This window comes from Pseudomonas piscis (assembly GCF_009380155.1).
GTDB classification, from domain to species: domain Bacteria; phylum Pseudomonadota; class Gammaproteobacteria; order Pseudomonadales; family Pseudomonadaceae; genus Aquipseudomonas; species Aquipseudomonas piscis.
On the sequence record NZ_WHUV01000001.1, the window covers coordinates 759,644 to 781,493 of the forward strand.

The 21,850-nt window shown below is 64.6% G+C and carries 24 protein-coding genes; 12 read left to right on the forward strand and 12 right to left on the reverse strand.

The window, feature by feature from the left end:
- Positions 1-39: 39 nt before the first annotated feature.
- Entirely contained in the window at positions 40-1,434 is a 1,395-nt protein-coding gene (locus GDH07_RS03540; protein WP_022642443.1) for a PhoH family protein, read from the forward strand.
- Between the two features lie 104 nt (positions 1,435-1,538).
- Positions 1,539-2,456: a LysR family transcriptional regulator gene (locus GDH07_RS03545; RefSeq protein ID WP_022642444.1), complete on the forward strand. Its 918-nt coding sequence runs from the start codon at positions 1,539-1,541 to the stop codon at positions 2,454-2,456.
- 6 nt (positions 2,457-2,462) lie between these two features.
- Here the strand turns inward: GDH07_RS03545 and GDH07_RS03550 are convergent, their stop codons facing one another.
- On the reverse strand, positions 2,463-2,909 hold the full coding sequence (locus GDH07_RS03550) for a DMT family transporter (RefSeq protein WP_022642445.1): 447 nt from the start codon (positions 2,907-2,909) through the stop codon (positions 2,463-2,465).
- Positions 2,910-3,097: 188 nt separating this feature from the next.
- Between GDH07_RS03550 and moaC the strand changes: the two genes are divergently transcribed.
- The 4 genes from moaC to GDH07_RS03570 all read left to right on the forward strand — a co-directional run bounded on the left by moaC (position 3,098) and on the right by GDH07_RS03570 (position 5,254).
- Positions 3,098-3,571 carry a cyclic pyranopterin monophosphate synthase MoaC gene (moaC, locus tag GDH07_RS03555; RefSeq protein ID WP_343038137.1) on the forward strand — a complete coding sequence of 158 codons (474 nt, stop codon included), beginning with the start codon at positions 3,098-3,100 and terminating at the stop codon, positions 3,569-3,571.
- Positions 3,568-3,810, forward strand: a complete 243-nt coding sequence (locus GDH07_RS03560) for a MoaD/ThiS family protein (protein WP_152896699.1) — start codon at positions 3,568-3,570, stop codon at positions 3,808-3,810. Before moaC ends, GDH07_RS03560 begins: the two co-directional genes overlap by 4 nt.
- Position 3,811: 1 nt before the next feature.
- Positions 3,812-4,264 (forward strand): molybdopterin synthase catalytic subunit MoaE, encoded by a 453-nt coding sequence (moaE, locus tag GDH07_RS03565; RefSeq protein ID WP_152896700.1) that lies wholly within the window; start codon positions 3,812-3,814, stop codon positions 4,262-4,264.
- A gap of 213 nt (positions 4,265-4,477) precedes the next feature.
- Complete coding sequence (locus tag GDH07_RS03570; protein WP_152896701.1) at positions 4,478-5,254, forward strand: ABC transporter substrate-binding protein; 777 nt, start codon at positions 4,478-4,480, stop codon at positions 5,252-5,254.
- Between the two features lie 52 nt (positions 5,255-5,306).
- Here GDH07_RS03570 and GDH07_RS03575 read toward each other — a convergent pair whose 3' ends face one another.
- From GDH07_RS03575 to GDH07_RS03595, 5 genes are all read right to left on the reverse strand, one after another.
- The gene (locus GDH07_RS03575) at positions 5,307-5,936 is read right to left on the reverse strand and encodes a helix-turn-helix transcriptional regulator (RefSeq protein WP_022642450.1); all 630 of its coding nucleotides are present in this window, start codon (positions 5,934-5,936) and stop codon (positions 5,307-5,309) included.
- 85 nt (positions 5,937-6,021) lie between these two features.
- Positions 6,022-7,149, reverse strand: coding sequence for an NAD(P)/FAD-dependent oxidoreductase (locus GDH07_RS03580; RefSeq protein WP_152896702.1), 1,128 nt, complete (start codon positions 7,147-7,149; stop codon positions 6,022-6,024).
- 34 nt (positions 7,150-7,183) lie between these two features.
- On the reverse strand, positions 7,184-8,137 hold the full coding sequence (locus GDH07_RS03585; RefSeq protein WP_152896703.1) for an ornithine cyclodeaminase family protein: 954 nt from the start codon (positions 8,135-8,137) through the stop codon (positions 7,184-7,186).
- Between the two features lie 124 nt (positions 8,138-8,261).
- A complete protein-coding gene (gene rhlB, locus GDH07_RS03590; protein ID WP_085596232.1) occupies positions 8,262-9,740 on the reverse strand; it encodes an ATP-dependent RNA helicase RhlB in 1,479 nt (492 codons plus the stop codon).
- 96 nt (positions 9,741-9,836) lie between these two features.
- Positions 9,837-10,493 carry an alpha/beta hydrolase gene (locus GDH07_RS03595; protein ID WP_053134291.1) on the reverse strand — a complete coding sequence of 219 codons (657 nt, stop codon included), beginning with the start codon at positions 10,491-10,493 and terminating at the stop codon, positions 9,837-9,839.
- Between the two features lie 262 nt (positions 10,494-10,755).
- Between GDH07_RS03595 and GDH07_RS03600 the strand changes: the two genes are divergently transcribed.
- The 5 genes from GDH07_RS03600 (at position 10,756) to GDH07_RS03620 (ending at position 14,660) form a co-directional block, all read left to right on the forward strand.
- On the forward strand, positions 10,756-11,415 hold the full coding sequence (locus GDH07_RS03600; protein WP_152896704.1) for a FadR/GntR family transcriptional regulator: 660 nt from the start codon (positions 10,756-10,758) through the stop codon (positions 11,413-11,415).
- A gap of 14 nt (positions 11,416-11,429) precedes the next feature.
- Positions 11,430-12,698: a CynX/NimT family MFS transporter gene (locus GDH07_RS03605; RefSeq protein WP_152896705.1), complete on the forward strand. Its 1,269-nt coding sequence runs from the start codon at positions 11,430-11,432 to the stop codon at positions 12,696-12,698.
- A 98-nt stretch (positions 12,699-12,796) separates the two neighbouring features.
- Positions 12,797-13,267: a nuclear transport factor 2 family protein gene (locus GDH07_RS03610; protein WP_022642457.1), complete on the forward strand. Its 471-nt coding sequence runs from the start codon at positions 12,797-12,799 to the stop codon at positions 13,265-13,267.
- Between the two features lie 43 nt (positions 13,268-13,310).
- Positions 13,311-13,637, forward strand: a complete 327-nt coding sequence (locus GDH07_RS03615) for a GIY-YIG nuclease family protein (RefSeq protein ID WP_425502105.1) — start codon at positions 13,311-13,313, stop codon at positions 13,635-13,637.
- 87 nt (positions 13,638-13,724) lie between these two features.
- Positions 13,725-14,660, forward strand: a complete 936-nt coding sequence (locus GDH07_RS03620) for a glutathione S-transferase family protein (RefSeq protein WP_152896706.1) — start codon at positions 13,725-13,727, stop codon at positions 14,658-14,660.
- Between the two features lie 16 nt (positions 14,661-14,676).
- Here the strand turns inward: GDH07_RS03620 and GDH07_RS03625 are convergent, their stop codons facing one another.
- Together GDH07_RS03625 and yejK are read right to left on the reverse strand one after the other, a co-directional pair.
- On the reverse strand, positions 14,677-15,030 hold the full coding sequence (locus GDH07_RS03625) for a glutaredoxin family protein (protein WP_022642460.1): 354 nt from the start codon (positions 15,028-15,030) through the stop codon (positions 14,677-14,679).
- A complete protein-coding gene (yejK, locus tag GDH07_RS03630) occupies positions 15,030-16,034 on the reverse strand; it encodes a nucleoid-associated protein YejK (protein ID WP_152896707.1) in 1,005 nt (334 codons plus the stop codon). Before yejK ends, GDH07_RS03625 begins: the two co-directional genes overlap by 1 nt.
- Positions 16,035-16,430: 396 nt before the next feature.
- On the opposite strand from yejK, the gene GDH07_RS03635 reads away from it, so the two are divergent.
- Positions 16,431-16,712, forward strand: coding sequence for an HU family DNA-binding protein (locus GDH07_RS03635; protein ID WP_022642462.1), 282 nt, complete (start codon positions 16,431-16,433; stop codon positions 16,710-16,712).
- Positions 16,713-16,805: 93 nt separating this feature from the next.
- Here the strand turns inward: GDH07_RS03635 and rlmF are convergent, their stop codons facing one another.
- The 4 genes from rlmF to GDH07_RS03655 form a co-directional block, all read right to left on the reverse strand.
- On the reverse strand, positions 16,806-17,831 hold the full coding sequence (gene rlmF / locus GDH07_RS03640) for a 23S rRNA (adenine(1618)-N(6))-methyltransferase RlmF (RefSeq protein WP_152896708.1): 1,026 nt from the start codon (positions 17,829-17,831) through the stop codon (positions 16,806-16,808).
- Positions 17,832-17,985: 154 nt separating this feature from the next.
- Positions 17,986-20,832: a valine--tRNA ligase gene (locus GDH07_RS03645; protein ID WP_152896709.1), complete on the reverse strand. Its 2,847-nt coding sequence runs from the start codon at positions 20,830-20,832 to the stop codon at positions 17,986-17,988.
- 119 nt (positions 20,833-20,951) lie between these two features.
- Positions 20,952-21,410 (reverse strand): DNA polymerase III subunit chi, encoded by a 459-nt coding sequence (locus GDH07_RS03650; protein ID WP_152896710.1) that lies wholly within the window; start codon positions 21,408-21,410, stop codon positions 20,952-20,954.
- Positions 21,411-21,417: 7 nt separating this feature from the next.
- Positions 21,418-21,846 (reverse strand): DNA polymerase III subunit chi, encoded by a 429-nt coding sequence (locus GDH07_RS03655; protein WP_022642466.1) that lies wholly within the window; start codon positions 21,844-21,846, stop codon positions 21,418-21,420.
- Positions 21,847-21,850 lie beyond the last annotated feature (4 nt).

Consider the following 21,850-nt stretch of genomic DNA (forward strand, 5'->3'; position numbering starts at 1 on the left):
GGTATGGCGTCGACTGGCTCCCACATAAGGTGACCGAGTATGGATGACCGCGGACGCAGCCCTTCCTCCAACCAGCCAATCCTTTACGTACTCGATACCAATGTATTGATTCACGATCCCAACGCCCTGCTGAATTTCGAAGAACACCATGTCGTGATCCCGATGACCGTCCTGGAGGAGCTGGACAAGCTCAAGAGCGGGCATCACAGCGTGGCCGCCGAGTGCCGCCAGGCGATTCGGCTGATCGACAAGACCCTGGGCGAAGCCTCGCCCGAGGATGTCGAGCTGGGAGTGCCGATCCAGCGTGGCAAGGGCGACCCAAAGGGCTTGCTGTCGATCCTGATGAGCAAGCGCAACGAGCCCAACAGCCTGCTGCCGGACAACCTCAACGACAACATCATCATCAACCAGTTGGTCGACCTGCACGCGCGCAACAAGGACTTGTCCGTGGTGCTCGTGACCAAGGACATCAACATGCGCCTCAAGGCGCGGGCCTGCGGGATCGCCGCCGAGGACTACAGCACCGACCAGTTGGTGGACGACGTGGAGCTGTTGCCCAACGGCTTCCACAACATGAGCGGTTCGTTCTGGGACCGGGTGAGCAAGGTCGAGACCCGCCAGGATCACGGCCGGACCTGGCACCAGGTGCCGTTGAACGACGAGCTGCCGGTGGTGCACATCAATGAGTTCATCATCGACGAGCAGGGCTTCGTCGGCTGGGTCAAGGAAATCCGCGACGGTGTGATGCTGATCCTCGACCTGCACCAGGAGCCCCTGCTGCACCAGGAGGCCTGGGGCCTGAAGCCGCGTGATATCTACCAGGCCCTGGCCTTGTACGCGCTGCTCGATCCGGATATCCACTTGGTCAACTTGTCCGGCGCCGCCGGCTCCGGCAAGACCATCCTGGCCCTGGCCGCCGCGATCGAGCAGACCATGGTCAGCAAGCGCTACCGGCGGATCATCGCCACCCGCAGCGTGCAGGGTCTGGACCAGGAAATCGGCTTCTTGCCGGGCACCGAGGCGGAGAAGATGGAGCCCTGGCTCGGCGCGATCACCGACAACCTCGAGGCCCTGCACATGGATGACGAGAGCACCCATGGCAGCGTCGACTACATCCTCAGCAAGGTGCCGTTGCAGTTCAAATCCCTGAACTACATTCGCGGTCGCAGTTTCCAGCAGAGCCTGATCCTGATCGACGAATGCCAGAACCTCACCCCGCACCAGATGAAGACCATCATCACCCGTGCCGGTGCCGGTTCCAAAGTGGTGTGCCTGGGCAACCTGGCGCAGATCGATACCCCTTACCTGTCGGCCACCAGCTCCGGGCTGACCTACCTCACCGAACGCTTCAAGGACTTCCCCAACGGCGTGCACATCACCCTGCAAGGGGTGCCGCGCTCGATCCTGGCCGAATACGCCGAAAGCCATCTGTAGTTCCCTTCCACACCTGCCACGGGCGGCCTTCGGGCCGCCCGTTTTGCATTCGCCTGCGGGGCCTGGGGTATCCTGCGTTCCCGCCGTGAACCTGGAACGCCCGGATGGCCACTGTTTCCCTGCGCAATATCGACCTGAACCTGTTGGTGGTGCTCGATGCGCTGCTGACGGAGAAGCACGTGACTCGCACCGGCGAGCGCCTGCACTTGAGCCAGCCGGCCATCAGCCACTCCCTGGGCAAGTTGCGCTCGCTCCTGGACGACCCGCTGCTGATCCGCCAGGGCAACGATGTGTTGCTCAGCCCACTGGCCCGCAGCCTGCAAGCGCCGCTCAAGGAAATCCTCAGCCAGATCGAGACCCTGCTGGGCAAGTCCATCGACTTCGACCCGGCCGCTTCCCAGCGCATCTTCCACCTGGCGATGTCCGACTACGGCGCGGCGATCGTGCTGCCCCGGTTACTGGTGCGCCTGCGCCAGGAGGCCCCGCTGATGCGGGTGGTGGTGACCCAGGGCAGCCGCCACGAGATGTTCGAGCAAGTGGTGCAGGGCAAGCTGGACCTGGCCCTGGGGGTGTTTCCCGACCTGTCGGAGGAGGTGGTCAAGGAGGTGCTGTTCGAGGAGACCTTCAGCTGCCTGCTGGATCGCACGACCCTGGGCCCCGATGGCACCCTGGACCTGGCGCAGTACCTGGCCCGGCCGCATTTGCAGGTGTCGATGGATGGCTGTTTCAACGGCGAAGTCGATCATCGCCTGCGGGATAAGGGTTTGCAGCGCCAGATCGTGGTCAGCGTGCCCCATTGGGGCACGGCGCCGGGGATGATCCGTGGCACCGACCTGATCCTCACGGTGGCCAGTCGTACCCTGGATGAGCTGGCGCTGGAGGATGGCCTGGTGCGCCTGGCGCCGCCGATGCAGGTGCCGGCGTTCAATTTCGTCCAGGTCTGGCATGGGCGCTCCCGTGACGACCCGGCCCATGCCTGGCTGCGCGAGCAGATCCGCCTGGCCAGCGTGGCCGGCCCCTGAGAGGCGTCAGCCGCGGACGGTGATCACGAAACCGCCGATCACCACCAGCACGCCGAAGAGCTTCTGCAGGCTGATGTCCTTTTGCGGCAGGCCCACCAGGCCGAAGTAATCGATGATCAGCGAGATCAGTAGCTGGCCGATGATCACTGCCATGATGAAGTTGAGCGCTCCCAGGCGTGGCGCCATCAGCAGCGCCACGGTGATGTAGAGCACTCCGGCCAGGCCCCCGAGCCAGATCCACCAGGGCCCCTGGGCGGCGGCCAGCAGGTTGGGCCGAGGCACCTTGATGAACAGCAGCAGCACGCCCAGGGCCAGCAGGCTCACCAGCAGCGAGATGCCGGTGGCCCAGAGTGGATGCCCCAGCAGGCTGCCCAGCCGGGCGTTGGTTCCGGCCTGCAGGGGCACGGCGAAACCGGCGAGCAGGCTGAGCAGGATCGGGATGAGCAAGGCCATGAAGAAGTTCCTGTGTGTCGTTGCCTGACCTTGTACGCGGATGCCGGCAGCGGCTCCAATTCGCTGTTCTGATGCGGGCCATTCGTCGGGTCGATTCCGGGCCGCAGGGCCCTGGCGGCGGCAGATTGTCCCGTGCGGAAAACTGACCTGCGGGTTTACAATCGCCCCACCTGATCAGGAGTAACGCCGTGCTGACTCATCTCGATTCCCAAGGGCGCGCCAATATGGTCGACGTCACCGACAAGGCCGTGACGTTTCGTGAAGCGACGGCCGAAGCCCGGGTGCGCATGCTCCCGCAAACCTTGCAGATGATCGTCAGCGGCGGTCATCCCAAGGGCGATGTGTTCGCCGTGGCGCGGATCGCCGGGATCCAGGCGGCGAAAAAGACCAGCGACCTGATTCCCCTGTGCCATCCGTTGATGCTCACCAGCGTCAAGGTCGAACTGCGCGCCGAGGGCGAGGACAGCGTGCACATCGTGGCGCGCTGCAAGCTCTCGGGGCAGACCGGGGTGGAGATGGAAGCGCTGACCGCCGCCAGTGTCGCCGCGCTGACGATCTACGACATGTGCAAGGCGGTGGACCGGGGCATGAGCATCGAGGGCGTGCGAGTGCTGGAAAAACTCGGCGGCAAGAGCGGCCACTACCAGGCGGAGCCGGCATGAAGATCAAGGTGAAGTTTTTCGCCCGCTATCGCGAGGCCATCGGTCTGGACGAGACCCAGGTCGACGGCGAGTTCCGTACCGTCGAGGATGTGCGCCAGCACCTGCTACAGGGCGTAGGCGCCCCGGTGCTGGGGGAGCAGAACCTGATGTGCGCGCGCAACGAGGAGTTGTGCCAGTTGGCCGAACCCCTGGCCGACGGCGACGAAGTGGCGTTCTTCCCCACCGTGACCGGAGGCTGACATGGGCATTCGCGTACAGGGCGCGGCATTCGATCCCGGCGCCGAACTCAATGCCATGCACGCGGCCAATGTCGGCGTCGGCGCGGTGGTGGGGTTCGTCGGCTACGTGCGTGATTTCAACGATGGCCAGGATGTCCACGGGATGTTCCTCGAGCACTATCCGGGCATGACCGAGAAGGCCCTGGCCAAGATTGCCGAGGAGGCCGGGCAGCGCTGGCCGTTGCTCAAGCTGGAGATCCTGCACCGCATCGGCGCCCTGGCCCCGGGTGAGCCGATCGTCTTCGTCGCCGCCGCCAGCGCCCATCGCCAGGCGGCCTTCGACGCGTGTGCCTTCGTGATGGATTACCTCAAGACCCGGGCGCCGTTCTGGAAGAAGGAGCAGACCGCCGATGGCCCGCGCTGGGTCGAAGGCCGGCACAGTGACCAGGCCGCCGCCGAGCGCTGGGAAGACTGATCCACCACAGGCCTTGGCGCATTCCTGCGCCTTGTGCAAAACCTGCCAAGCCGCACGCCTGTTCCTGGTGATCACCAGGTGCAGGCGTTGCTGTGCCCCGTTGACGATATATACATTAAAGTCCAGTATGGATTTCAAAGTACAAAACAGCTGCGCCGTTCCACCTCTTCTTTCTGTCTTGCCAAACCAACAACAATTCGCGAGAGAACGAACATGAAAAAACTCCCCCTCATCAGTGGCCTGGTCCTGGGCCTGTTGGCGTGCACCCAGCTCTCGGCCGCCGAGAAGACCCTGCGCTTCGGGATCGAGGCCGCTTATCCACCCTTTGCCTTCAAGACCGCCGAAGGCAAGATCGCTGGCTTCGACTACGACATCGGCAATGCCCTGTGCGCGCAGATGCAGGTCAAGTGCGAGTGGACCGAGGTCGAGTTCGATGGGCTGATTCCATCGCTGAAGGTGAAGAAGATCGATGCCGCGCTGTCATCCATGACCATCACCGCCGAGCGCCGCAAGTCGGTGGATTTCACCCACAGGTACTACTTCACCTCGTCGCGCCTGGTGATGAAGAAAGGCGCCGTGGTGGACGACCAGTACCAGAGCCTCAAGGGCAAGACCATCGGTGTGCAGCGTTCCACCACCACCGACCGCTACGCCACCGAGGTCCTGGAACCCAAGGGCATCAAGGTGACGCGCTACAGCAATAACGAAGAGATCTACATGGACCTGGCGGCGGGGCGCCTGGATGCGATCTTCGCCGACACCATCCCGCTGGAGGATTTCCTGTCGATGCCCCGCGGCGCCGACTATGCCTTCGTCGGCCCGGAGCTCAAGGATCCGAAGTACGTCGGCGAGGGCGCCGGGATCGCCGTGCGCAAGGGGAACGAGCAACTGGTGGGCGAACTGGACAAGGCCATCTCCGGCATCCGCGCCAACGGCGAGTACCAGAAGATCCAGGCCAAGTACTTCAAGTCGGATATCTACGGCGACTGATGCCGCAGGCGTTTGCGAGCGATCGCTCCCAGGGGTGCTCGCTCGCCGAGGATCACTGCTCCTTGAGTTCCTTGAGGTGCTTGTACACCGTCGCCCGGCCCATGTTCAGCACGTTGGCCACATAGTTGGCGGCGCTCTTGCCCTTGAATGCGCCTTCGGCGTGCAGCGCCAGCACCAGTTCGCGCTTGTGGTCGCGGGTCAGCAGGTTCAGCCCCAGCTGCCGCTCGCGCAGCCAGTTGTGCAGGAAGGTGTTGATCCGCTCCTGCCAGTCATCGCGAAACAGTGAGTCTGGCTGTGGGATCAGCTTGCTGGGGGAGAGGAACAGGTCCAGCGCGGCCTTGGCATTCTCGAACAGCGAGATGTTCAGGTTGATGCACAGCACCGCCAACGGCTGGCCCTTGGCGTCGCGCAGCACGGTGCTCAGGCTGCGGATCTTCTGGCCGTCCCAGTTGAGCTTTTCGTAGGGGCCGATGTTCCGTTCATCGCTGTCGCCGCTGAGCATGTCTTCCAGGGCCGCATCGTCACCCACTTCACGCTTGGACAGATTGTTGGCGATGTAGTCGACCTTCTGCGTGCGCAAGTCGTGGAGCACCACTTCGGCGTGGGGGAAGAACAGGGTGGCAATGGCGTCGGCGATCGCCCGGAAATTGTCCAGGGCAGGGTCCTTTGCGGGTGTGGTCATGGGTGTACTCCTGGCGGCTTCAGCGCCCGCCGCTGGCGGGCGCTGGGAGTGTGCCGCAATCGTCCGGGCGCGTCATCCCGAGGTATCAGCCCAGGCGGGCGGGGGACAGCATGGCGGCGTCCAGGCCGAAGGCCGCCAGTGCCTCCGGCAGGGCGACGCCGCGTACCAGGGCGGCGCTGGCCTGGCCCATGGCCGGTGAGGTCTGGATGCCGTAGCCGCCTTGGCCGGCCACCCAGAACAGCCCGGGCACTTGCGGATCGAACCCGGCCAGCAGGTCGCCATCGCTGACGAAGCTGCGCAGGCCGGCCCAGGTCCGGGTCGGGCGGCGGATGCTCAAGGTCGTGGCTTCCTCGATCCGGTGGATGCCCAGGGCGATGTCCAGTTCTTCCGGCTGCACATCGTGGGGCGGCACTGGATCGGCGTTGGCCGGGGAGCCGAGGAACATGCCGGCATCGGGTTTCATGTAGAAGGATTCGTCGAGGCTGACCAGCATCGGCCAGTGCTGGCAGTCCGGGTCTTGCGGGCCGGCGAAGATGAACGCGGCGCGGCGCTTGGGTTGCAGGCCCAGGGGCCGGGCGCCGGCGAGGACGCCGACCTGGTCGGCCCAGGCGCCGGCGGCGTTGATCAGCACCGGGGCGCTGAAGGTCTGGCCGCTGGTGCGTACCAGCCAGTGGCCCTGGGCATCGCGCTCCAGCCCCAGGACTTCGCAATCGGTATGCAATTGGCCCTGGTTGCGGCGGATGCCGCGCAGGTAGCCCTGGTGCAGGGCATCGGTGTCGATGTCGCTGGCAGTCGGGTCGTAGAGGGCGCCGTGGACCTTGTCGCGGCGCAGGATCGGCAGGCGGGCGCAAGCTTCGTCGGCGTCGAGCAGTTGCATCTGCGGCACGCTGGCCTTGGCGCTCAGGTACTGGCGCTGCAACTCGTCGGGGTCGTTGTCGAAGTCCACGGTCATCTCGCCTCGCGGGCTCAGCAACGGATGCTCGCAGAAGCCTTCGGGCGGCTGGTCGAAGAACGCCCGGCTGGCCAGGGTCAGCGCGCGGACCTGGGGCGTGCCGTAGGCGGCGGTGTAGAGGGCGGCGGAGCGGCCGGTGGAGTGGTAGCCCGGATGGGATTCGCGTTCCAGCACCAGCACCCGGCCATGGCGCGACAGCCAGTAACCGGTGGAAGCCCCGGCAATACCGCCGCCAATGATGATGAAGTCTGCCTCGGTCATTCGAAACTCCGCAAAGGATTCAGGTAACTGGTGCTCATTGCTGGCGGCGCAAGTGGTACAGGGCGTTGGCCAGGGCGATATCTTCCAGGCCCAGGCCGATGGAGCGGAAGAACACGTGGCGTTCGCCGCTGGGCAGCCGGGCCTGGTCGCTGAGCAACTCCGGCAGGTCGCCGAGAATTGCCCCGCTGTCCCAGCCGTGCTGTTGGCTGGCGATCAGCATGTCACCGGCCGCGCCGGGGGTGGTGCGCCGGTAGTCACAGTACACCTGCATGTCCTGCAGGGCAGCGGGCGGCACCTCATGGGCTTGTGGCGCATTGGTGCTGATGGAGGTGATCAGCGCGGGCCGCTTTAGCTGGCGCGGATCGATCACCGGCCCGGCGGACGAGGTGCAGAGCAGGATCACCTCGGCTTGCTCCAGGGCCGCCTCGCGCTGGTCGACGAGCACCAGGCGCGGGTCGAGGGCTTGCAGGCGCGCGCGCTCCGCTGCGGACCGCCGGGCCAGACTCGGGGAGTACAGGCGGATGTCCTGCCAGGGGCGCAGCTCCTTGATGTAGTGCAGGTGGGCCTGGGCCACCGGGCCACTGCCGATGATCGTCAGGCGCTGGACGCCAGGGCCGGCCAGGGCATCGACGGCGACGGCGGTGGTGGCGGCGGTGCGAGCGGTGGTCAGTTCCCCGGCATCGCACAGCAACAGCGGTTGGCCGTGGTCCATGGACATCAGCAGCGTCCAGGCGGTGACCAGCGGGCCTTGGGTACGCACGATGTAGGGGGAAGTCTTGACCCCGTAGACCCGATCTTCGGCCAGCACGCCCTGGAAGTTGATGAAGTCCCCGGCACCCTGGGGGAATTCCACCAGCTGTTGCGGTGGTTGCACGGCCAGCCCGGCGGCCAGGTCACGGAACAGCTTGCGCAGGATCCGGGGCACGTCGAGTTGCTCGAGCAACTGGCGGGCCTGGGGCTGGGCAATCACGAATGGCGTGCTGGACATGGAAGTACTCCGTTTTTATAAACTTATTTGTCCATTATGGACTTTTAGTTTATTCTGGCAATATCCAGGCGAAAAAAAACGCAGCCCCAGGGCTGCGTCTTTGCTTGGCCGGGTCCGTTTGGACTCAGGCTTGCGGGCGCTTGCGCTCCACGGCGCGCAGCAACTCGGTGGGCGGCATTTCGCAGCTGATCTTGCGTCCCAGCAGTTCCTCGATCGCCGGCAACTGGTAGGAGTCGTCCTCGCCGGCGAAGCTGATGGATACGCCGTCGGCGCCGGCCCGGCCGGTCCGGCCGATGCGGTGCACGTAGTCGTCGGGGACTTCCGGCAGGGTGAAGTTGATCACGTGGCTGATGCCGTCGATGTGGATGCCGCGGCCGGCGACGTCGGTGGCCACCAGGACCCGGATCTTGCCTTCGCGGAAGCCTTCCAGGGTCTTGATCCTTTTGTGCTGCGGCACGTCGCCGGAGAGCTGGGCGGCGTTGACGCCGTCACGCACCAGGCGTTCCTCGATGCGCCGCACTTCATCCTTGCGGTTGGCGAAGACCATCACCCGCTCCCAGCCGTTGTCGTTGACCAGGTTGTACAGCAGCTTGTACTTGTCGGCACCGGCCACGGCGTAGATGTGCTGCTCGACGTTGGCGTTGGCGACGTTCTCGGCTTCGATCTCGACGATCGCCGGATCGGTGGTCCATTGCTTGGCCAGGTTCATCACGTCTTCGGTGAAGGTGGCCGAGAACAGCAGGGTCTGGCGTTCGCTCTTGGGCGGAGTCTGGCGGATGATCTGCCGCACCTGGGGGATGAAGCCCATGTCGAGCATGCGGTCGGCTTCGTCCAGCACCATCACCTCGACCATGTCCAGGTGCACGTCGCCGCGCTGGTTGAAGTCCAGCAGGCGGCCGGGGGTAGCCACCAGGATGTCGCAGTGGCGGGCTTCGAGCTGCTTGAGCTGCTTGTCGAAGTCCATACCGCCGACGAAGGTCATCACGTTCAGGCCGGTGTACTTGGTCAGCGCCGCGGCGTCCTTGGCGATCTGCACCACCAGTTCCCGGGTCGGGGCGATGACCAGCGCCCGCGGCTCGCCCATGTAGCGTTCCTTGGGCGGCGGGGTCTGCAGCAGCTGGGTGATGATCGAGATCAGGAACGCGGCGGTCTTGCCGGTGCCGGTCTGGGCGCGGCCGATGGCGTCCTTGCCCGCGAGGGTGAAGCCCAGTACCTGGGCCTGGATCGGCGTGCAGTAGGGGAAACCCAGGTCGTGGATGGCATGCATCAGTTCCGGGGCGAGCTTGAAATCATGGAAACGGGTCTTGCCTTCCTGGGGCTCGACCACGAAGTCCTCGAGCTTCCAGGTACTGACCGGCGGTTTCGGGGCGCGTGGGCGACGCTGCTCGGCCTTGGGTTTTTCCGCGCGCGGCGCCTTGGGAGTGGAAGGGGCGGCCGGTGTGGTCACCGGTTCTTTTTTAGTGGCGGTAGCGGGCGCGCTCCGTTCCGGCTGGTGGCCGTCATTGCGGCTGCTGGAAGGGGGGATGGGAGCGCTGGGGCTTGGCGCTATCGGCTCTGCCTCGCTTTTACCGAAGATTTTCTTGAGTGCTTTGAGCACGGTCATCTCATCAATTGGTTAAGGAATGTACGCCGGCCAGTGTAATGCAAGAAACGGGCGCGGCGTAGTCTGTTGCTCGCCCTGTGTTCCCTGGGCGGACGGTTAGCGCAGGCGCGCGGCCAGCCAGGTGCCGATATCGCGAATTTCCTCGGGCAGTACCTCGTGTTCCATCGGGTATTCCTGCCAGCTCACGTCGACCCCGCGTTGCTTGAGGTGTTCGTAGGCGGTGCGGCCCATGGCGTTCTGCACCACTTCATCGTACTGACCGTGCAGCGCCAGCACCGGGATCCGCTGCTGGCTGGCCGACAGTTGCAGTTCGTCGCTGAAAGTCGGGGCATAGGTGGACAGCGCCAGCACGCCGCCCAAGGGGCCCTGCCACCTGAGAAAGGCGGTGTGCAGCACCACCGCGCCGCCCTGGGAGAAGCCGGCGAGGAAGATCCGCGAAGCGTCGATGCCGCTGGCCCGTTGCTCCTCGATCAGGCGGATGACCTCGTCGGCCGATTCCTCCAGTTGCTCGCGGCTGATGGCCCGGGCCGGGTTCATGGCCAGGATGTCGTACCAGCTGGGCATGGCGTAGCCGCCATTGATAGTCACCGCGCGGGTCGGCGCCTGGGGCAAGACGAAGCGGGTACTCAGCAGCGTCTCTTGCAGCGCCTCGGCCACCGGCAGGAAGTCGTAGCGATCCGCGCCCAGGCCGTGAAGCCAGATCACGCAGGCATCGGCAGGCTTGCTGGGCTGAAGGGTCAGGGGCTGGGTCATGGTTGCTCCAATTGTGTGCGTGCGCGCCGGCCCGGGCATGGCCCAGGGGCGCGGCAAATTGATCGGTGAGGATGGCGCCAGGGCCAGCGGTTGCTGGCGTAACACTAACAGGCTGGTGCCCGCCTGGGGATAGTCAGCTATGTCCTTCAACTTGCAGGATGAGGTACGGGAGGAATTGCAAGACGGAACATTGAACTCCGCGAAAAGCCTGAATACCATGTCGGAAAATTCATCCAATGATTGGATGATATGAGTAAATGCCATGAGTGAAATGTCTCCTTTGATCAAGCGCTCCCTGGTCGACCAGGCCCTGGAGCAGCTGCGCCTGCGGATCACCCAAGGCGCCTGGGTCGTTGGCCAGCGCCTGCCTACCGAGCCGGAACTGGCGGCCGAGCTGGGCATCAGCCGCAACACGGTGCGCGAAGCGATGCGGGTCCTGGCGTTTTCCGGGTTGATCGAGATCCGCCAGGGCGACGGTAGTTACCTGCGGGCGGTGGCCGATCCCCTGGACATGCTCCAGGCCCTGTCCCAATGCTCCGTGGAGCAGGCCCGGGAAACCCGGCAGATCCTCGAAGTGGAAGCCGTGGGCCTGGCGGCCTTGCGTCGCACCGAGCAGGACCTGCACGAGCTGCAGGTGGCCCTGCATGACAGCAGTGGGCACTTCCATGGTGACCTGGAGCGCTACATCGCCTGCGACCTGGTGTTCCACCAACGGCTGGTGGACGCTGCGCACAACCCGACCCTCAGCCAGCTGTACCGCTACTTCTCCAGCGTTGTGGGGGCCCAGTTGCGCCAGAGCCTGACCATCACTCCGCGCCGCCAGGACGTCTTCGACCTGCACCAACACTTGCTCGATGCCATCGAGCAAGGCGACCCCGAGCGCGCCAAGGGCATTTCCCGCCAACTGATCAACGAATCCTGAAGCCGAGACCGACCATGTCCAACCACCAGGCATCCCCCCATACCCCACCGCCGGAACTGCTGATCGACGCCGAGGCCGACGACGAAGAAGTGCAGCAGGCTCCCCCGGTGCTGCGTCGCCCCTGGCTGTTGCTGCTGGGGTTGATCCTGGTGGCGCTGAACCTGCGGCCGGCGCTGTCGAGCATGGCGCCGCTGCTCAGTGATGTATCGCAGCACCTGGGGCTGTCGGCAGCCAAGGCCGGTTTGCTGACCACTTTGCCGGTGTTGTGCCTGGGCCTGTTCGCGCCGCTGGCGCCGGTGCTGGCCCGGCGTTTCGGCGCCGAGCGGGTGGTGTTGGGGATCTTGCTGACCCTGGCCCTGGGCATCGTCGTGCGCAGCTCGTTCGGTGAGGTCGGGGTGTTCGCCGGGAGCATCCTGGCGGGCGCCAGCATCGGGGTGATCGGCGTGTTGCTGCCGGGTATCGTCAAGCGTGATTTCGCGCGCCATGCCGGGACCATGACCGGGGTCTACACCATGGCCCTGTGCTTGGGCGCCGCCATGGCGGCCGGAGCCAGCGTGCCCTTGAGCCATGCCTTTGGCGACAGCTGGGCCATGGGCCTGGGCTTCTGGGTGGTGCCGGCGCTGGTGGCGGGGCTGTTCTGGCTGCCCCAGGTCGGGCAGAAGCACGGCGCCCATCATGTGGCCTATCGCGTGCGGGGGCTGTTGCGTGACCGCCTGGCCTGGCAGGTGACCCTGTACATGGGCCTGCAATCTTCCCTGGCCTACATCGTGTTCGGCTGGTTGCCGTCGATCCTCATCGGTCGTGGCCTGAGCCCGACCCAGGCCGGGCTGGTGCTGTCGGGCTCGGTGATCGTGCAGTTGATCAGCTCCCTGGCCGCTCCCTGGCTGGCGACCCGGGGCAAGGACCAGCGCCTGGCCATCGTGATCGTCATGCTGATGACCCTGGGCGGCCTATTCGGTTGCCTGTACGCGCCGCTCGATGGCCTGTGGGGCTGGGCGATCCTCCTGGGCCTGGGCCAGGGCGGCACCTTCAGCCTGGCCCTGACCCTGATCGTGCTGCGCTCGCGCGATACCCACGTGGCGGCCAACCTGTCGAGCATGGCCCAGGGCATCGGCTATACGCTGGCATCCATGGGCCCGTTCGCGGTGGGCCTGGTGCACGACTGGACCGGTGGCTGGAATGCCCTGGGCTGGATCTTCGCGGTGCTGGGCGGTGGCGCCATCATCGCCGGGCTGGGCGCCGGCCGTGCGCTTTATGTGCAGGTGCAAAGCGAAAGGATCTGAGCGGCCTCACCGACGGTATTTACCCGGCAAATGTCGGTAGTGTTCCGCCGGTTTGCGGATTATCGTGCAGGCATTCCACGTCCCTTCGGAGTCTGTCCATGAGCGATGCCCATCGTGCGCTGATCAGCGAGTTCTACCAGGCTTTCCAACGCCTGGATGCCGAGGCCATGAGTGCCTGCTACACCGAGGATGTGCTCTTCAGCGACCCGGCGTTCGGTGAGCTGCGCGGGCGTGACGCCGGCGACATGTGGCGCATGCTGGCCTCGCGGGCCAAGGATTTCTCGTTGACCTTCGACAGTGTGCGCGCCGATGAGCGCAGCGGTGGCGCGCACTGGGTGGCGACCTACCTGTTCAGCCAGACCGGGCGCACCGTGGTCAACGATATCCAGGCGCGTTTCGTGTTCCGCGACGGCAAGATCTGCGAGCACCACGATCATTTCGACATGTGGCGCTGGGCTCGCCAGGCCCTGGGAGCCAAGGGCTTGCTGCTGGGCTGGACGCCACTGCTGAAGAATGCCGTGCGTGCCCAGGCGCGCAAGGGTCTGAAGGCCTTCCAGGGCGGTCGCTGAGTCCATCCTCTGTTAAGATCGCGGCTTGTTATCCACAAGCCCGATGCCTTTCGTGACCAACCCCGATCTGTCCCCCGTCGCATGCGCCGTGCCACCGGCAGCGGCCAGCAAACCCTGGTTCGTCTACCTGGTGCGGGCGGCCAATGGCGCCTTGTACTGCGGTATCAGCGACGATCCGCAGCGGCGTTTCGCCAAGCACCAAAGCGGCAAGGGCGCGCGTTTCTTTCTCTCCAGTCCGGCGGTCGCGCTGGTCTATACCGAGGCTTGTCGCGACAAGAGCGAAGCCCTGCGCCAGGAGCGGCTGATCAAGAAACTCAAGAAGAGTGCCAAGGAGTGCCTGGTGGCGGGGGCGGCCGCATCATCAATCTGACTGATGGTTTCCCATCAGTCGAATTCGTAGGTCATCCGTCGATTGCGCGCTAAGCTCAAGCCTCTTTTTCTCATGGCGGAGCCTGGTATGTCTGAGTTGATCCTTCATCATTACTCGACCTCACCCTTTGCGGAGAAAGCCCGCTTGCTGCTGGGTTTCAAGGGGCTTTCCTGGCGTTCGGTGAAGATCGCCCCGGTGATGCCCAAGCCCGACCTGACCGCGCTGACCGGTGGTTATCGCAAGACTCCGGTGTTGCAGGTCGGGGCCGACGTCTATTGCGATACGGCCATGATCGCCCGGTGCCTGGAGCAGGAAAAAGCCAGCCCGGCGCTGTTTCCCGAAGGCCAGGAGCTGACCAGCGCGACCTTCGCCGCCTGGGCCGACTCGACGGTGTTCCAGCATGCGGTGACCCTGGTGTTCCAGCCTGAGTCGGCTGCGGTGCGCTTTGGCAAGCTGCCGCCGGAGGCACGCAAGGCGTTCATGGCCGACCGGGCCGGGCTGTTCAGTGGCGGCAGTGCCAGCCGGGTACCCCTGGAGCAGGCCAAGCACCAATGGCCGACTTTCATGGCGCGCCTGGAGCAGCAGTTGCAACGTGAGCCGGGGGACTTCCTGTTTGGCCAGCCGTCGATCGCCGACATCGCCATGGCCCATCCCCTGTGGTTCCTCAAGGGCACCCCGGTGACCGCGCCGCTGGTGGATGAATACCCGGCGGTCGCCGCCTGGCTGGCCCGGGTGCTGGATTTCGGCCACGGCGCCTCCAGCGAGATGAGCGCCGAAGAGGCCCTGGCGGTGGCGCACGCCGCCACGCCGGCCCCGCTGCCCCAGGAAGCTTTCGCCGATCCCAATGGTTTCAAGGCCGGCCAGCAGGTGGTGATTGCCGCGACCGACTATGGGGTCGATCCGGTGGCCGGGGAGTTGCTGTTCGCCGGGAGCGAAGAGCTGATCCTGCGCCGCGAGGACCCGCGCGCCGGTGTGGTGCATGTGCACTTCCCGCGCCTGGGGTTTGGCATCCAGGCCCAGTGAACTGCTGCCATGGCCGCTACTTGGGCAGGGCGGCCATGATGGCGTCGGGATCGTAGGTGCGGATCAGGGTGCCGTTCACGTCCAGGATCGGAATCCCGGCGCCACCCAGGTCGATGTAGGCCTGGCGCGCGCTGGGGTCTTTCTCGATATCGAACTCCCGATAGGGAATGCCCTTCTGGTCGAGAAAGCGCCGGGTGGCCTTGCAGTAGCCGCACCAGTCGGTGGCGTACAGCACTACCTTGGCCTGGCTACGGGTGGTCTCGGAAACCGCCGCGCCGGGATCGAACAATCGCTCGATCTTGCCCCAGTGCTGGTAGAGCACCACTACCAGCAGGATCAGCAGGAACTTCTTCAAGACCCCCTGGAGCATCAGTTGCGACGCTTGAGCTGGTCGGTCAGCTGGGTCGGCAGGCCCTTGATGATCAAGGTCCCGGCTTCTTCGTCGTACTCGATCTTCGAGCCCAGCAGGTGGGCCTCGAAGCTGATGGACAGGCCCTCGGCGCGGCCGGTGAAGCGGCGGAACTGGTTGAGGGTGCGCTTGTCTGCCGGAATTTCCGGCGACAGGCCGTAGTCCTTGTTGCGGATATGGTCGTAGAACGCCTTCGGCCGGTCTTCGTCGATCAACTCCGAGAGCTCTTCCAGGCCTACGGGCTCGCCGAGCTTGGCCTGGCTGCTGGCGTAGTCCACCAGGGCCTTGGTCTTCTCCCGCGCCGAGTCCTCGGGCAGGTCTTCGCTTTCGACGAAGTCGCTGAATGCCTTGAGCAGGGTACGGGTCTCACCCGGGCCGTCGACACCTTCCTGGCAACCGATGAAGTCGCGGAAGTATTCCGAGACCTTCTTGCCGTTCTTGCCCTTGATGAATGAAATGTACTGCTTGGACTGCTTGTTGTTCTGCCACTCGGAGACGTTGATCCGCGCCGCCAGGTGCAGTTGGCCCAGATCCAGGTGACGGGAGGGCGTCACGTCCAGCTGGTCGGTCACCGCCACGCCTTCGCTGTGGTGCAGCAGGGCGATGGCCAGGTAGTCGGTCATGCCCTGTTGGTAGTGAGCGAACAGCACGTGACCGCCCACCGACAGGTTGGATTCTTCCATCAGCTTCTGCAGGTGTTCCACCGCCACTCGGCTGAAGGCGGTGAAGTCCTGGCCACCGTCGAGGTATTCCTTCAGCCAGCCGCTGAAGGGAAAGGCGCCGGACTCCGGATGGAACAGGCCCCAGGCCTTGCCCTGCTTGGCGTTATAGCTTTCGTTGAGGTCGGCGAGCATGTTCTCGATGGCCGCGGACTCTGCCAGCTCCGAGTCGCGGGCGTGCAGCATGGCAGGGCTGCCGTCGGGTTTCTTGTCGATCAGGTGGACGATGCAATGACGGATCGGCATGGGCTTCTCGGCTGGTTGAAGGGGGGAGGGCGGGCTCCCCTGAAAAAGTGCCCAGTGTACCGCACCCGCTGGTTTTGGCGGGGTTGGCCGGGCGATGAACGGCTCGTAGGTGCAGCTTATGCAGTTTTTTACCGATTTAGAGCAATAAAGCTGACCAAATGGCTAGGTAGAGGCGGATATTTCGCCGTCTGTGTGCTAGTTTTGCCCCGTCTTACGCGGTGTCTCTGCGTTAAGCGTGCAGTCAGCATTTGTCGGGTCGAACCAAACCCAGAATTCGGTATCTATAACCCCGATCCGTCGTGGTTGTAACCGGGGTGCCAGATCCACAAGATCTGGCTCGATGGCTGACACTGCACTCTGCAATCCAAATGAATTTGATAGGGAAGGAACACCATAATGGCTATTACTAAAGACCAACTGATCGCCGATATCGCTGAAGCTATCGACGCGCCGAAAACCACCGCGCGTAACGCCCTGGATCAACTGGCCCAGATCGTTGCTGATCAATTGGAAAATGGCGGCGAAATCACTCTGCCAGGCATCGGCAAACTGAAAGTGACCGAGCGTCCTGCCCGTACTGGCCGTAACCCATCGACTGGCGCTGCCATCGAAATCGCTGCCAAGAAAGTGATCAAGCTGGTTGTGGCCAAAGGCCTGACCGACGCTATCAACAAGTAATACCTGCAGTGAAACCGTGCTCAGAGTCTTCCGGGCACGGTTTGTGTGATAACGGTTCACGCAAGGTGAATCGTCGCTGAATCCCCCGCCTACTCAGTTCTTCCCTGCCCAGCGCTCCTGACTCCAGGTCTGTTGCTGTGCCTTGTCCTTGAAGGTCCAGGCCACGAAGCGGCTCTGTTTCTGCCCCTGGGACATTTCCACTACCCGGCTTTCCAGGACCCCGGCCTTGCGCAGCGCGCTGTCGATCGCCGGCAGGTTCGATGCCTTCGACACCAGGGTGCTGAACCACAGCACTTGCTGGCCGAGCGCGGCGCTTTCGCTGATCAGCTGGCTGACGAAACCGATCTCGCCACCTTCGCACCACAGCTCCCGGGCCTGGCCGCCAAAGTTCAGCACGGGCAGCTTGCGCTTGGGGTCGGCCTTGCCCAGGGCGCGCCATTTACGCTGGCTACCCCGAGTGGCCTCTTCGAGGGAGGAGTGGAAGGGCGGATTGCACAGGGTCAGGTCGAAGCGCTCGTTGCTGTCGAGCAAGCCGTCGAGGATCCGCTTCGGGTTGCCTTGCTGGCGCAGGCTGATGGCCTTGCTCAAGCCATTGGCCTGGACGATGGTCTTGGCCGCCGCCAGGGCGGTGCTGTCGATGTCCGAGCCGAGGAAGTGCCAGCGGTAGTCGCTGTAGCCGATCAGTGGATAGATGCAGTTGGCGCCGACGCCGATATCCAGCGCCCGTACGGCTGCGCCCCGGGGAATCTCGCCCTGGTTGTGGCTGGCCAGCAGGTCGGCGAGAAAGTGCACGTAGTCGGCGCGGCCGGGCACCGGCGGGCAGAGGAAATCCGCGGGAATGTCCCAATGGGCGATGCCATAGAAGGCCTTGAGCAGGGCGCGGTTGAACACGCGCACGGCGGCGGGGTCGGCGAAGTCGATGCTTTCCTTGCCGTAGGGGTTGAGGATCACGAACTGGCCCAGTTCCGGGGTGCCCTTGATCAGTTGCGGGAAGTCGTAGCGCCCCTGGTGGCGGTTGCGCGGGTGCAGGCTGGCTTTTTCCCGGGGGGCGGCGACCTTGGCTGCAGTGGCGGGCTTGGGCTTCTTGCGCGGCGGCTTGGGGGTGTTGGGGGCGGTCATGGCGGAATGAATTCGGGGCTGGCTCAAATTGGCGGGCATTGTCCCACAACAGCAGCGGCAAGTTTCAAGCGGTGAGCGACAAGATAGGAGCGGACAAGCGCCATAAAAAAGGGAGGCCCTGTGGGCCTCCCTGTTTGTCTTGCGCTGGTCGCCGTTACAGGCTGGAGATCCGCGCGTGCTGCTCGGCCAGCTTGCCCAGGGCCTGCTCGGCCTCGGCCAGCTTGGCGCGTTCCTTCTCGATCACCTCGGCAGGGGCCTTGTCGACGAAGGAGGCGTTGGACAGCTTGCCGCCCACACGCTGCACTTCGCCTTGCAGGCGCTGGATTTCCTTGTCCAGGCGAGCCAGTTCCGCACCTTTGTCGATCAGGCCGGCCATCGGCACCAGCACTTCCATCTCGCCGACCAGGGCGGTGGCCGACAGCGGTGCTTCGTCGCCGGCGCCCAGCACGGTGATGGACTCGAGCTTGGCCAGCTTCTTCAGCAGGGCTTCGTTTTCGGTCAGGCGGCGCTGGTCTTCGGCGCTGGCGTTCTTCAGGAACAGTGCCAGGGGCTTGCCCGGGCCGATGTTCATCTCGGCACGGATGTTACGGGTGCCGAGCATCAGGCCCTTGAGCCATTCGATGTCGTCCTCGGCCGCCTGGTCGATGCGCGCCTCGACGGCCACCGGCCATGGTTGCAGCATGATGGTCTTGCCAGTGCTGCCAGCCAGCGGCGCCAGGCGCTGCCAGATTTCCTCGGTGATGAACGGCATGAACGGATGGGCCAGGCGCAGGGCCACTTCCAGCACGCGCACCAGGGTCCGACGGGTGCCGCGCTGGCGCTCGACCGGAGCGTTCTCGTCCCACAGTACAGGCTTGGACAGTTCCAGGTACCAGTCGCAGTACTGGTTCCAGATGAACTCGTACAGCGCCTGGGCGGCCAGGTCGAAGCGGAACTGGTCGAGTTGGCGGGTGACTTCGGCTTCGGTGCGCTGCAGCTGCGAGATGATCCAGCGATCGGCCAGGGACAGCTCGTAAGCCTCGCCGTTCTGGCCGCAGTCTTCGCCTTTGTCCAGCACGTAGCGCGCGGCGTTCCAGATCTTGTTGCAGAAGTTGCGGTAACCCTCGACGCGACCCATGTCGAACTTGATGTCGCGGCCGGTGGTGGCCAGGGAGCAGAAGGTGAAGCGCAGGGCGTCGGTGCCGTAGCTGGCGATGCCATCGGCGAACTCGGCGCGGGTCTGCTTCTCGATGGCTTTCTGCAGCTTGGGCTGCATCAGGCCGGTGGTGCGTTTTTGCACCAGGGTCTCGAGGTCTATGCCGTCGATGATATCCAGCGGGTCAAGGACGTTGCCCTTGGACTTGGACATCTTCTGGCCCTGGCCGTCGCGGACCAGGCCGTGTACGTAGACGGTCTTGAACGGAACCTGCGGCGTGCCGTCCTCGTTCTTCACCAGGTGCATGGTGAGCATGATCATCCGGGCGACCCAGAAGAAAATGATGTCGAAACCGGTCACCAGCACATCGGTGGGGTGGAAGGTCTTGAGGAATTCGGTCTGCTCCGGCCAGCCCAGGGTGGAGAAGGTCCACAGGCCCGAACTGAACCAGGTGTCGAGGACGTCGTTGTCCTGCTGCAGGGCGATGTCCGCGCCGAGGTTGTGCTTGGCCCGTACTTCGGCCTCGCTGCGGCCGACGTAGACCTTGCCCGACTCGTCGTACCAGGCCGGGATGCGATGGCCCCACCACAGCTGGCGGCTGATGCACCAGTCCTGGATATCGCGCATCCAGGAGAAGTACATGTTTTCGTACTGCTTGGGCACGAACTGGATGCGGCCATCTTCCACGGCAGCGATGGCAGGTTCTGCCAGCGGCTTGGTGGAGACGTACCACTGGTCGGTCAGCCAGGGCTCGATGACGGTGCCGGAGCGGTCGCCCTTCGGCACTTTCAGGGCGTGGTCGTCGACGCTGACCAGCAGGCCGGCGGCGTCGAAGGCGGCGACGATCTGCTTGCGCGCCTCGAAGCGGTCCAGACCCACGTATTCGGCCGGGATCTTGCCGTCGATGCTGTCGTTCAGGCTGCCGTCCAGGTTGAATACCTGGCAGGCCGGCAGGACGCTGGCGTTCTTGTCGAAGATGTTCAGCAGCGGCAGGTTGTGGCGCTTGCCGACTTCGTAGTCGTTGAAGTCGTGGGCCGGGGTGATCTTCACGCACCCGGTGCCGAATTCAGGGTCGCAGTAATCGTCGGCGATGATCGGGATGCGCCGGCCAACCAGCGGCAGCTCGACGAACTTGCCGATCAGGGCCTGGTAGCGCTCGTCGGTCGGGTTCACCGCGACGGCGGCGTCGCCCAGCATGGTTTCCGGGCGGGTGGTGGCGACGATCAGGTAGTCGGCGCCTTCGGCGGTCTTGGCGCCGTCGGCCAGCGGGTACTTCAGGTTCCACAGGAAACCTTTCTCGTCGTGGTTTTCCACTTCGAGGTCGGAGATCGCGGTGTGCAGCTTGGTATCCCAGTTGACCAGGCGCTTGCCGCGGTAGATCAGGCCGTCTTCATGCAGGCGCACGAAGGCTTCCTTCACGGCTTCCGAGAGGCCGTCGTCCATGGTGAAGCGTTCGCGGCTCCAGTCCACGGAAGAACCCAGGCGGCGGATCTGGCGGCTGATGTTGCCACCGGATTGATCCTTCCATTCCCAGACCTTCTCCAGGAATTTCTCCCGGCCCAGGTCGTGGCGATTCTGGCCCTGGGCTTCGATCTGGCGCTCCACCAGCATCTGGGTGGCGATACCGGCGTGGTCGGTACCGGGCTGCCACAGGGTATTGCGACCCTGCATGCGGCGGAAACGGATCAGGGCGTCCATGATCGCGTTGTTGAAGCCGTGGCCCATGTGCAGGCTGCCGGTGACGTTCGGCGGCGGGATCATGATGGTGTAGGAGTCGCCCGCGCCTTGCGGGGCGAAGTAGTTCTCGGACTCCCAGGTCTGGTACCAGGAAGTTTCAATGGCGTGCGGCTGGTAGGTCTTATCCATGCGCGGCGGGACCCTATTGGCATTTATTCAGGAAAAGCCGGGAAGTATAGCGGAGGGGGGCAGCTGCAAGCCACAAGCGGCAAGCGACAAGATGGCCAGGCCCGGCTTTGATTCGTGGCTTACGGCTTGCCGCTGGTGGCTGCTGCGAGCAGGCGCTCCAGGCGGGCATCGAGGCGGCGCTTGATCTCGGTCTCGATGTGCGGGGCGAAGTCGTCGATCACGTCTTGCATGATCAGCTGGGCGGCAGCGCGCAGTTCGCTGTCCAGGTGCAGCAGGGCGTCGGCATTGCTGCCGGCGGGGGCTGGCTTGGTGCTGGCGGCCGGTTTTGGGGCCGGGGCTGGAGCCGGTTCGGTGCTGGCGGCCGGTGCCTGGGGCTTGGCTGGTGCTGCGGGTTCCACTGGCGTCGCTGCGGGCTGCTGGTTGCCCACCATATCGAACAGCAGTGGGATCTGGCCTTCGCCGGTGACGGTTTCGGTCAGCAGCGGCGGTTGCAGGTTCTCGTCACCGAGCAGTTGGCGGATCGACTCGAGGTCGTCCAGCAGGTGTGCGGACTTGGGGCGTGGGTTGGGAGTGTCCATCGGATGCTCAGAGTCGTTGTAAGCGGTGATCTTGCAGAGAATAGCCCTGTTCGCGATAGAAACGGAAACTCTCGCGGGCGGCCTGACGAATAGTGGGTTCTTCCACCACTACCTCGGCTATCCGGGCAAAACGCGGGGCGAAGGTCGGGACCTTGAGGTCCAGGTTCACCAGCAGGTCGGCATGCTCGCCGGGGTCCAGGCCCAGGCCCAGGACGATCCGGCCTTCGGGCTCGCTCTCCGCGGGGCCGTGGGGGACGAAGGTCTCGCCCTTGAAGCGCCATAGCCGGGCATCGAGTTCGTCGCGCTGGGCAGCATCGCTGCAATGCAGGTAGATGCGGTGGCCCATGCGCCAGGCCTTGTCGGTGAGCTTGCAGGCGAAATCCAGGCGGGCCGCCGGGTCCGCGCTGGGGAGAATATAGAAGTCGACTTTGGTCATCGGG

Bases quoted from the DNA above. Each gene is read 5' to 3' on its own strand.
- GDH07_RS03540 (WP_022642443.1), top strand. From the start codon at position 40: ATGGATGACCGCGGACGCAGCCCTTCCTCCAACCAGCCAATCCTTTAC.
- GDH07_RS03545 (WP_022642444.1), top strand. From the start codon at position 1,539: ATGGCCACTGTTTCCCTGCGCAATATCGACCTGAACCTGTTGGTGGTG.
- GDH07_RS03550 (WP_022642445.1), bottom strand. From the start codon at position 2,909: ATGGCCTTGCTCATCCCGATCCTGCTCAGCCTGCTCGCCGGTTTCGCC.
- GDH07_RS03560 (WP_152896699.1), top strand. From the start codon at position 3,568: ATGAAGATCAAGGTGAAGTTTTTCGCCCGCTATCGCGAGGCCATCGGT.
- moaE (WP_152896700.1), top strand. From the start codon at position 3,812: ATGGGCATTCGCGTACAGGGCGCGGCATTCGATCCCGGCGCCGAACTC.
- GDH07_RS03570 (WP_152896701.1), top strand. From the start codon at position 4,478: ATGAAAAAACTCCCCCTCATCAGTGGCCTGGTCCTGGGCCTGTTGGCG.
- GDH07_RS03575 (WP_022642450.1), bottom strand. From the start codon at position 5,936: ATGACCACACCCGCAAAGGACCCTGCCCTGGACAATTTCCGGGCGATC.
- GDH07_RS03580 (WP_152896702.1), bottom strand. From the start codon at position 7,149: ATGACCGAGGCAGACTTCATCATCATTGGCGGCGGTATTGCCGGGGCT.
- GDH07_RS03585 (WP_152896703.1), bottom strand. From the start codon at position 8,137: ATGTCCAGCACGCCATTCGTGATTGCCCAGCCCCAGGCCCGCCAGTTG.
- rhlB (WP_085596232.1), bottom strand. From the start codon at position 9,740: ATGACCGTGCTCAAAGCACTCAAGAAAATCTTCGGTAAAAGCGAGGCA.
- GDH07_RS03595 (WP_053134291.1), bottom strand. From the start codon at position 10,493: ATGACCCAGCCCCTGACCCTTCAGCCCAGCAAGCCTGCCGATGCCTGC.
- GDH07_RS03600 (WP_152896704.1), top strand. From the start codon at position 10,756: ATGAGTGAAATGTCTCCTTTGATCAAGCGCTCCCTGGTCGACCAGGCC.
- GDH07_RS03605 (WP_152896705.1), top strand. From the start codon at position 11,430: ATGTCCAACCACCAGGCATCCCCCCATACCCCACCGCCGGAACTGCTG.
- GDH07_RS03610 (WP_022642457.1), top strand. From the start codon at position 12,797: ATGAGCGATGCCCATCGTGCGCTGATCAGCGAGTTCTACCAGGCTTTC.
- GDH07_RS03615 (WP_425502105.1), top strand. From the start codon at position 13,311: ATGCCTTTCGTGACCAACCCCGATCTGTCCCCCGTCGCATGCGCCGTG.
- GDH07_RS03620 (WP_152896706.1), top strand. From the start codon at position 13,725: ATGTCTGAGTTGATCCTTCATCATTACTCGACCTCACCCTTTGCGGAG.
- GDH07_RS03625 (WP_022642460.1), bottom strand. From the start codon at position 15,030: ATGCTCCAGGGGGTCTTGAAGAAGTTCCTGCTGATCCTGCTGGTAGTG.
- yejK (WP_152896707.1), bottom strand. From the start codon at position 16,034: ATGCCGATCCGTCATTGCATCGTCCACCTGATCGACAAGAAACCCGAC.
- GDH07_RS03635 (WP_022642462.1), top strand. From the start codon at position 16,431: ATGGCTATTACTAAAGACCAACTGATCGCCGATATCGCTGAAGCTATC.
- rlmF (WP_152896708.1), bottom strand. From the start codon at position 17,831: ATGACCGCCCCCAACACCCCCAAGCCGCCGCGCAAGAAGCCCAAGCCC.
- GDH07_RS03645 (WP_152896709.1), bottom strand. From the start codon at position 20,832: ATGGATAAGACCTACCAGCCGCACGCCATTGAAACTTCCTGGTACCAG.
- GDH07_RS03650 (WP_152896710.1), bottom strand. From the start codon at position 21,410: ATGGACACTCCCAACCCACGCCCCAAGTCCGCACACCTGCTGGACGAC.
- GDH07_RS03655 (WP_022642466.1), bottom strand. From the start codon at position 21,846: ATGACCAAAGTCGACTTCTATATTCTCCCCAGCGCGGACCCGGCGGCC.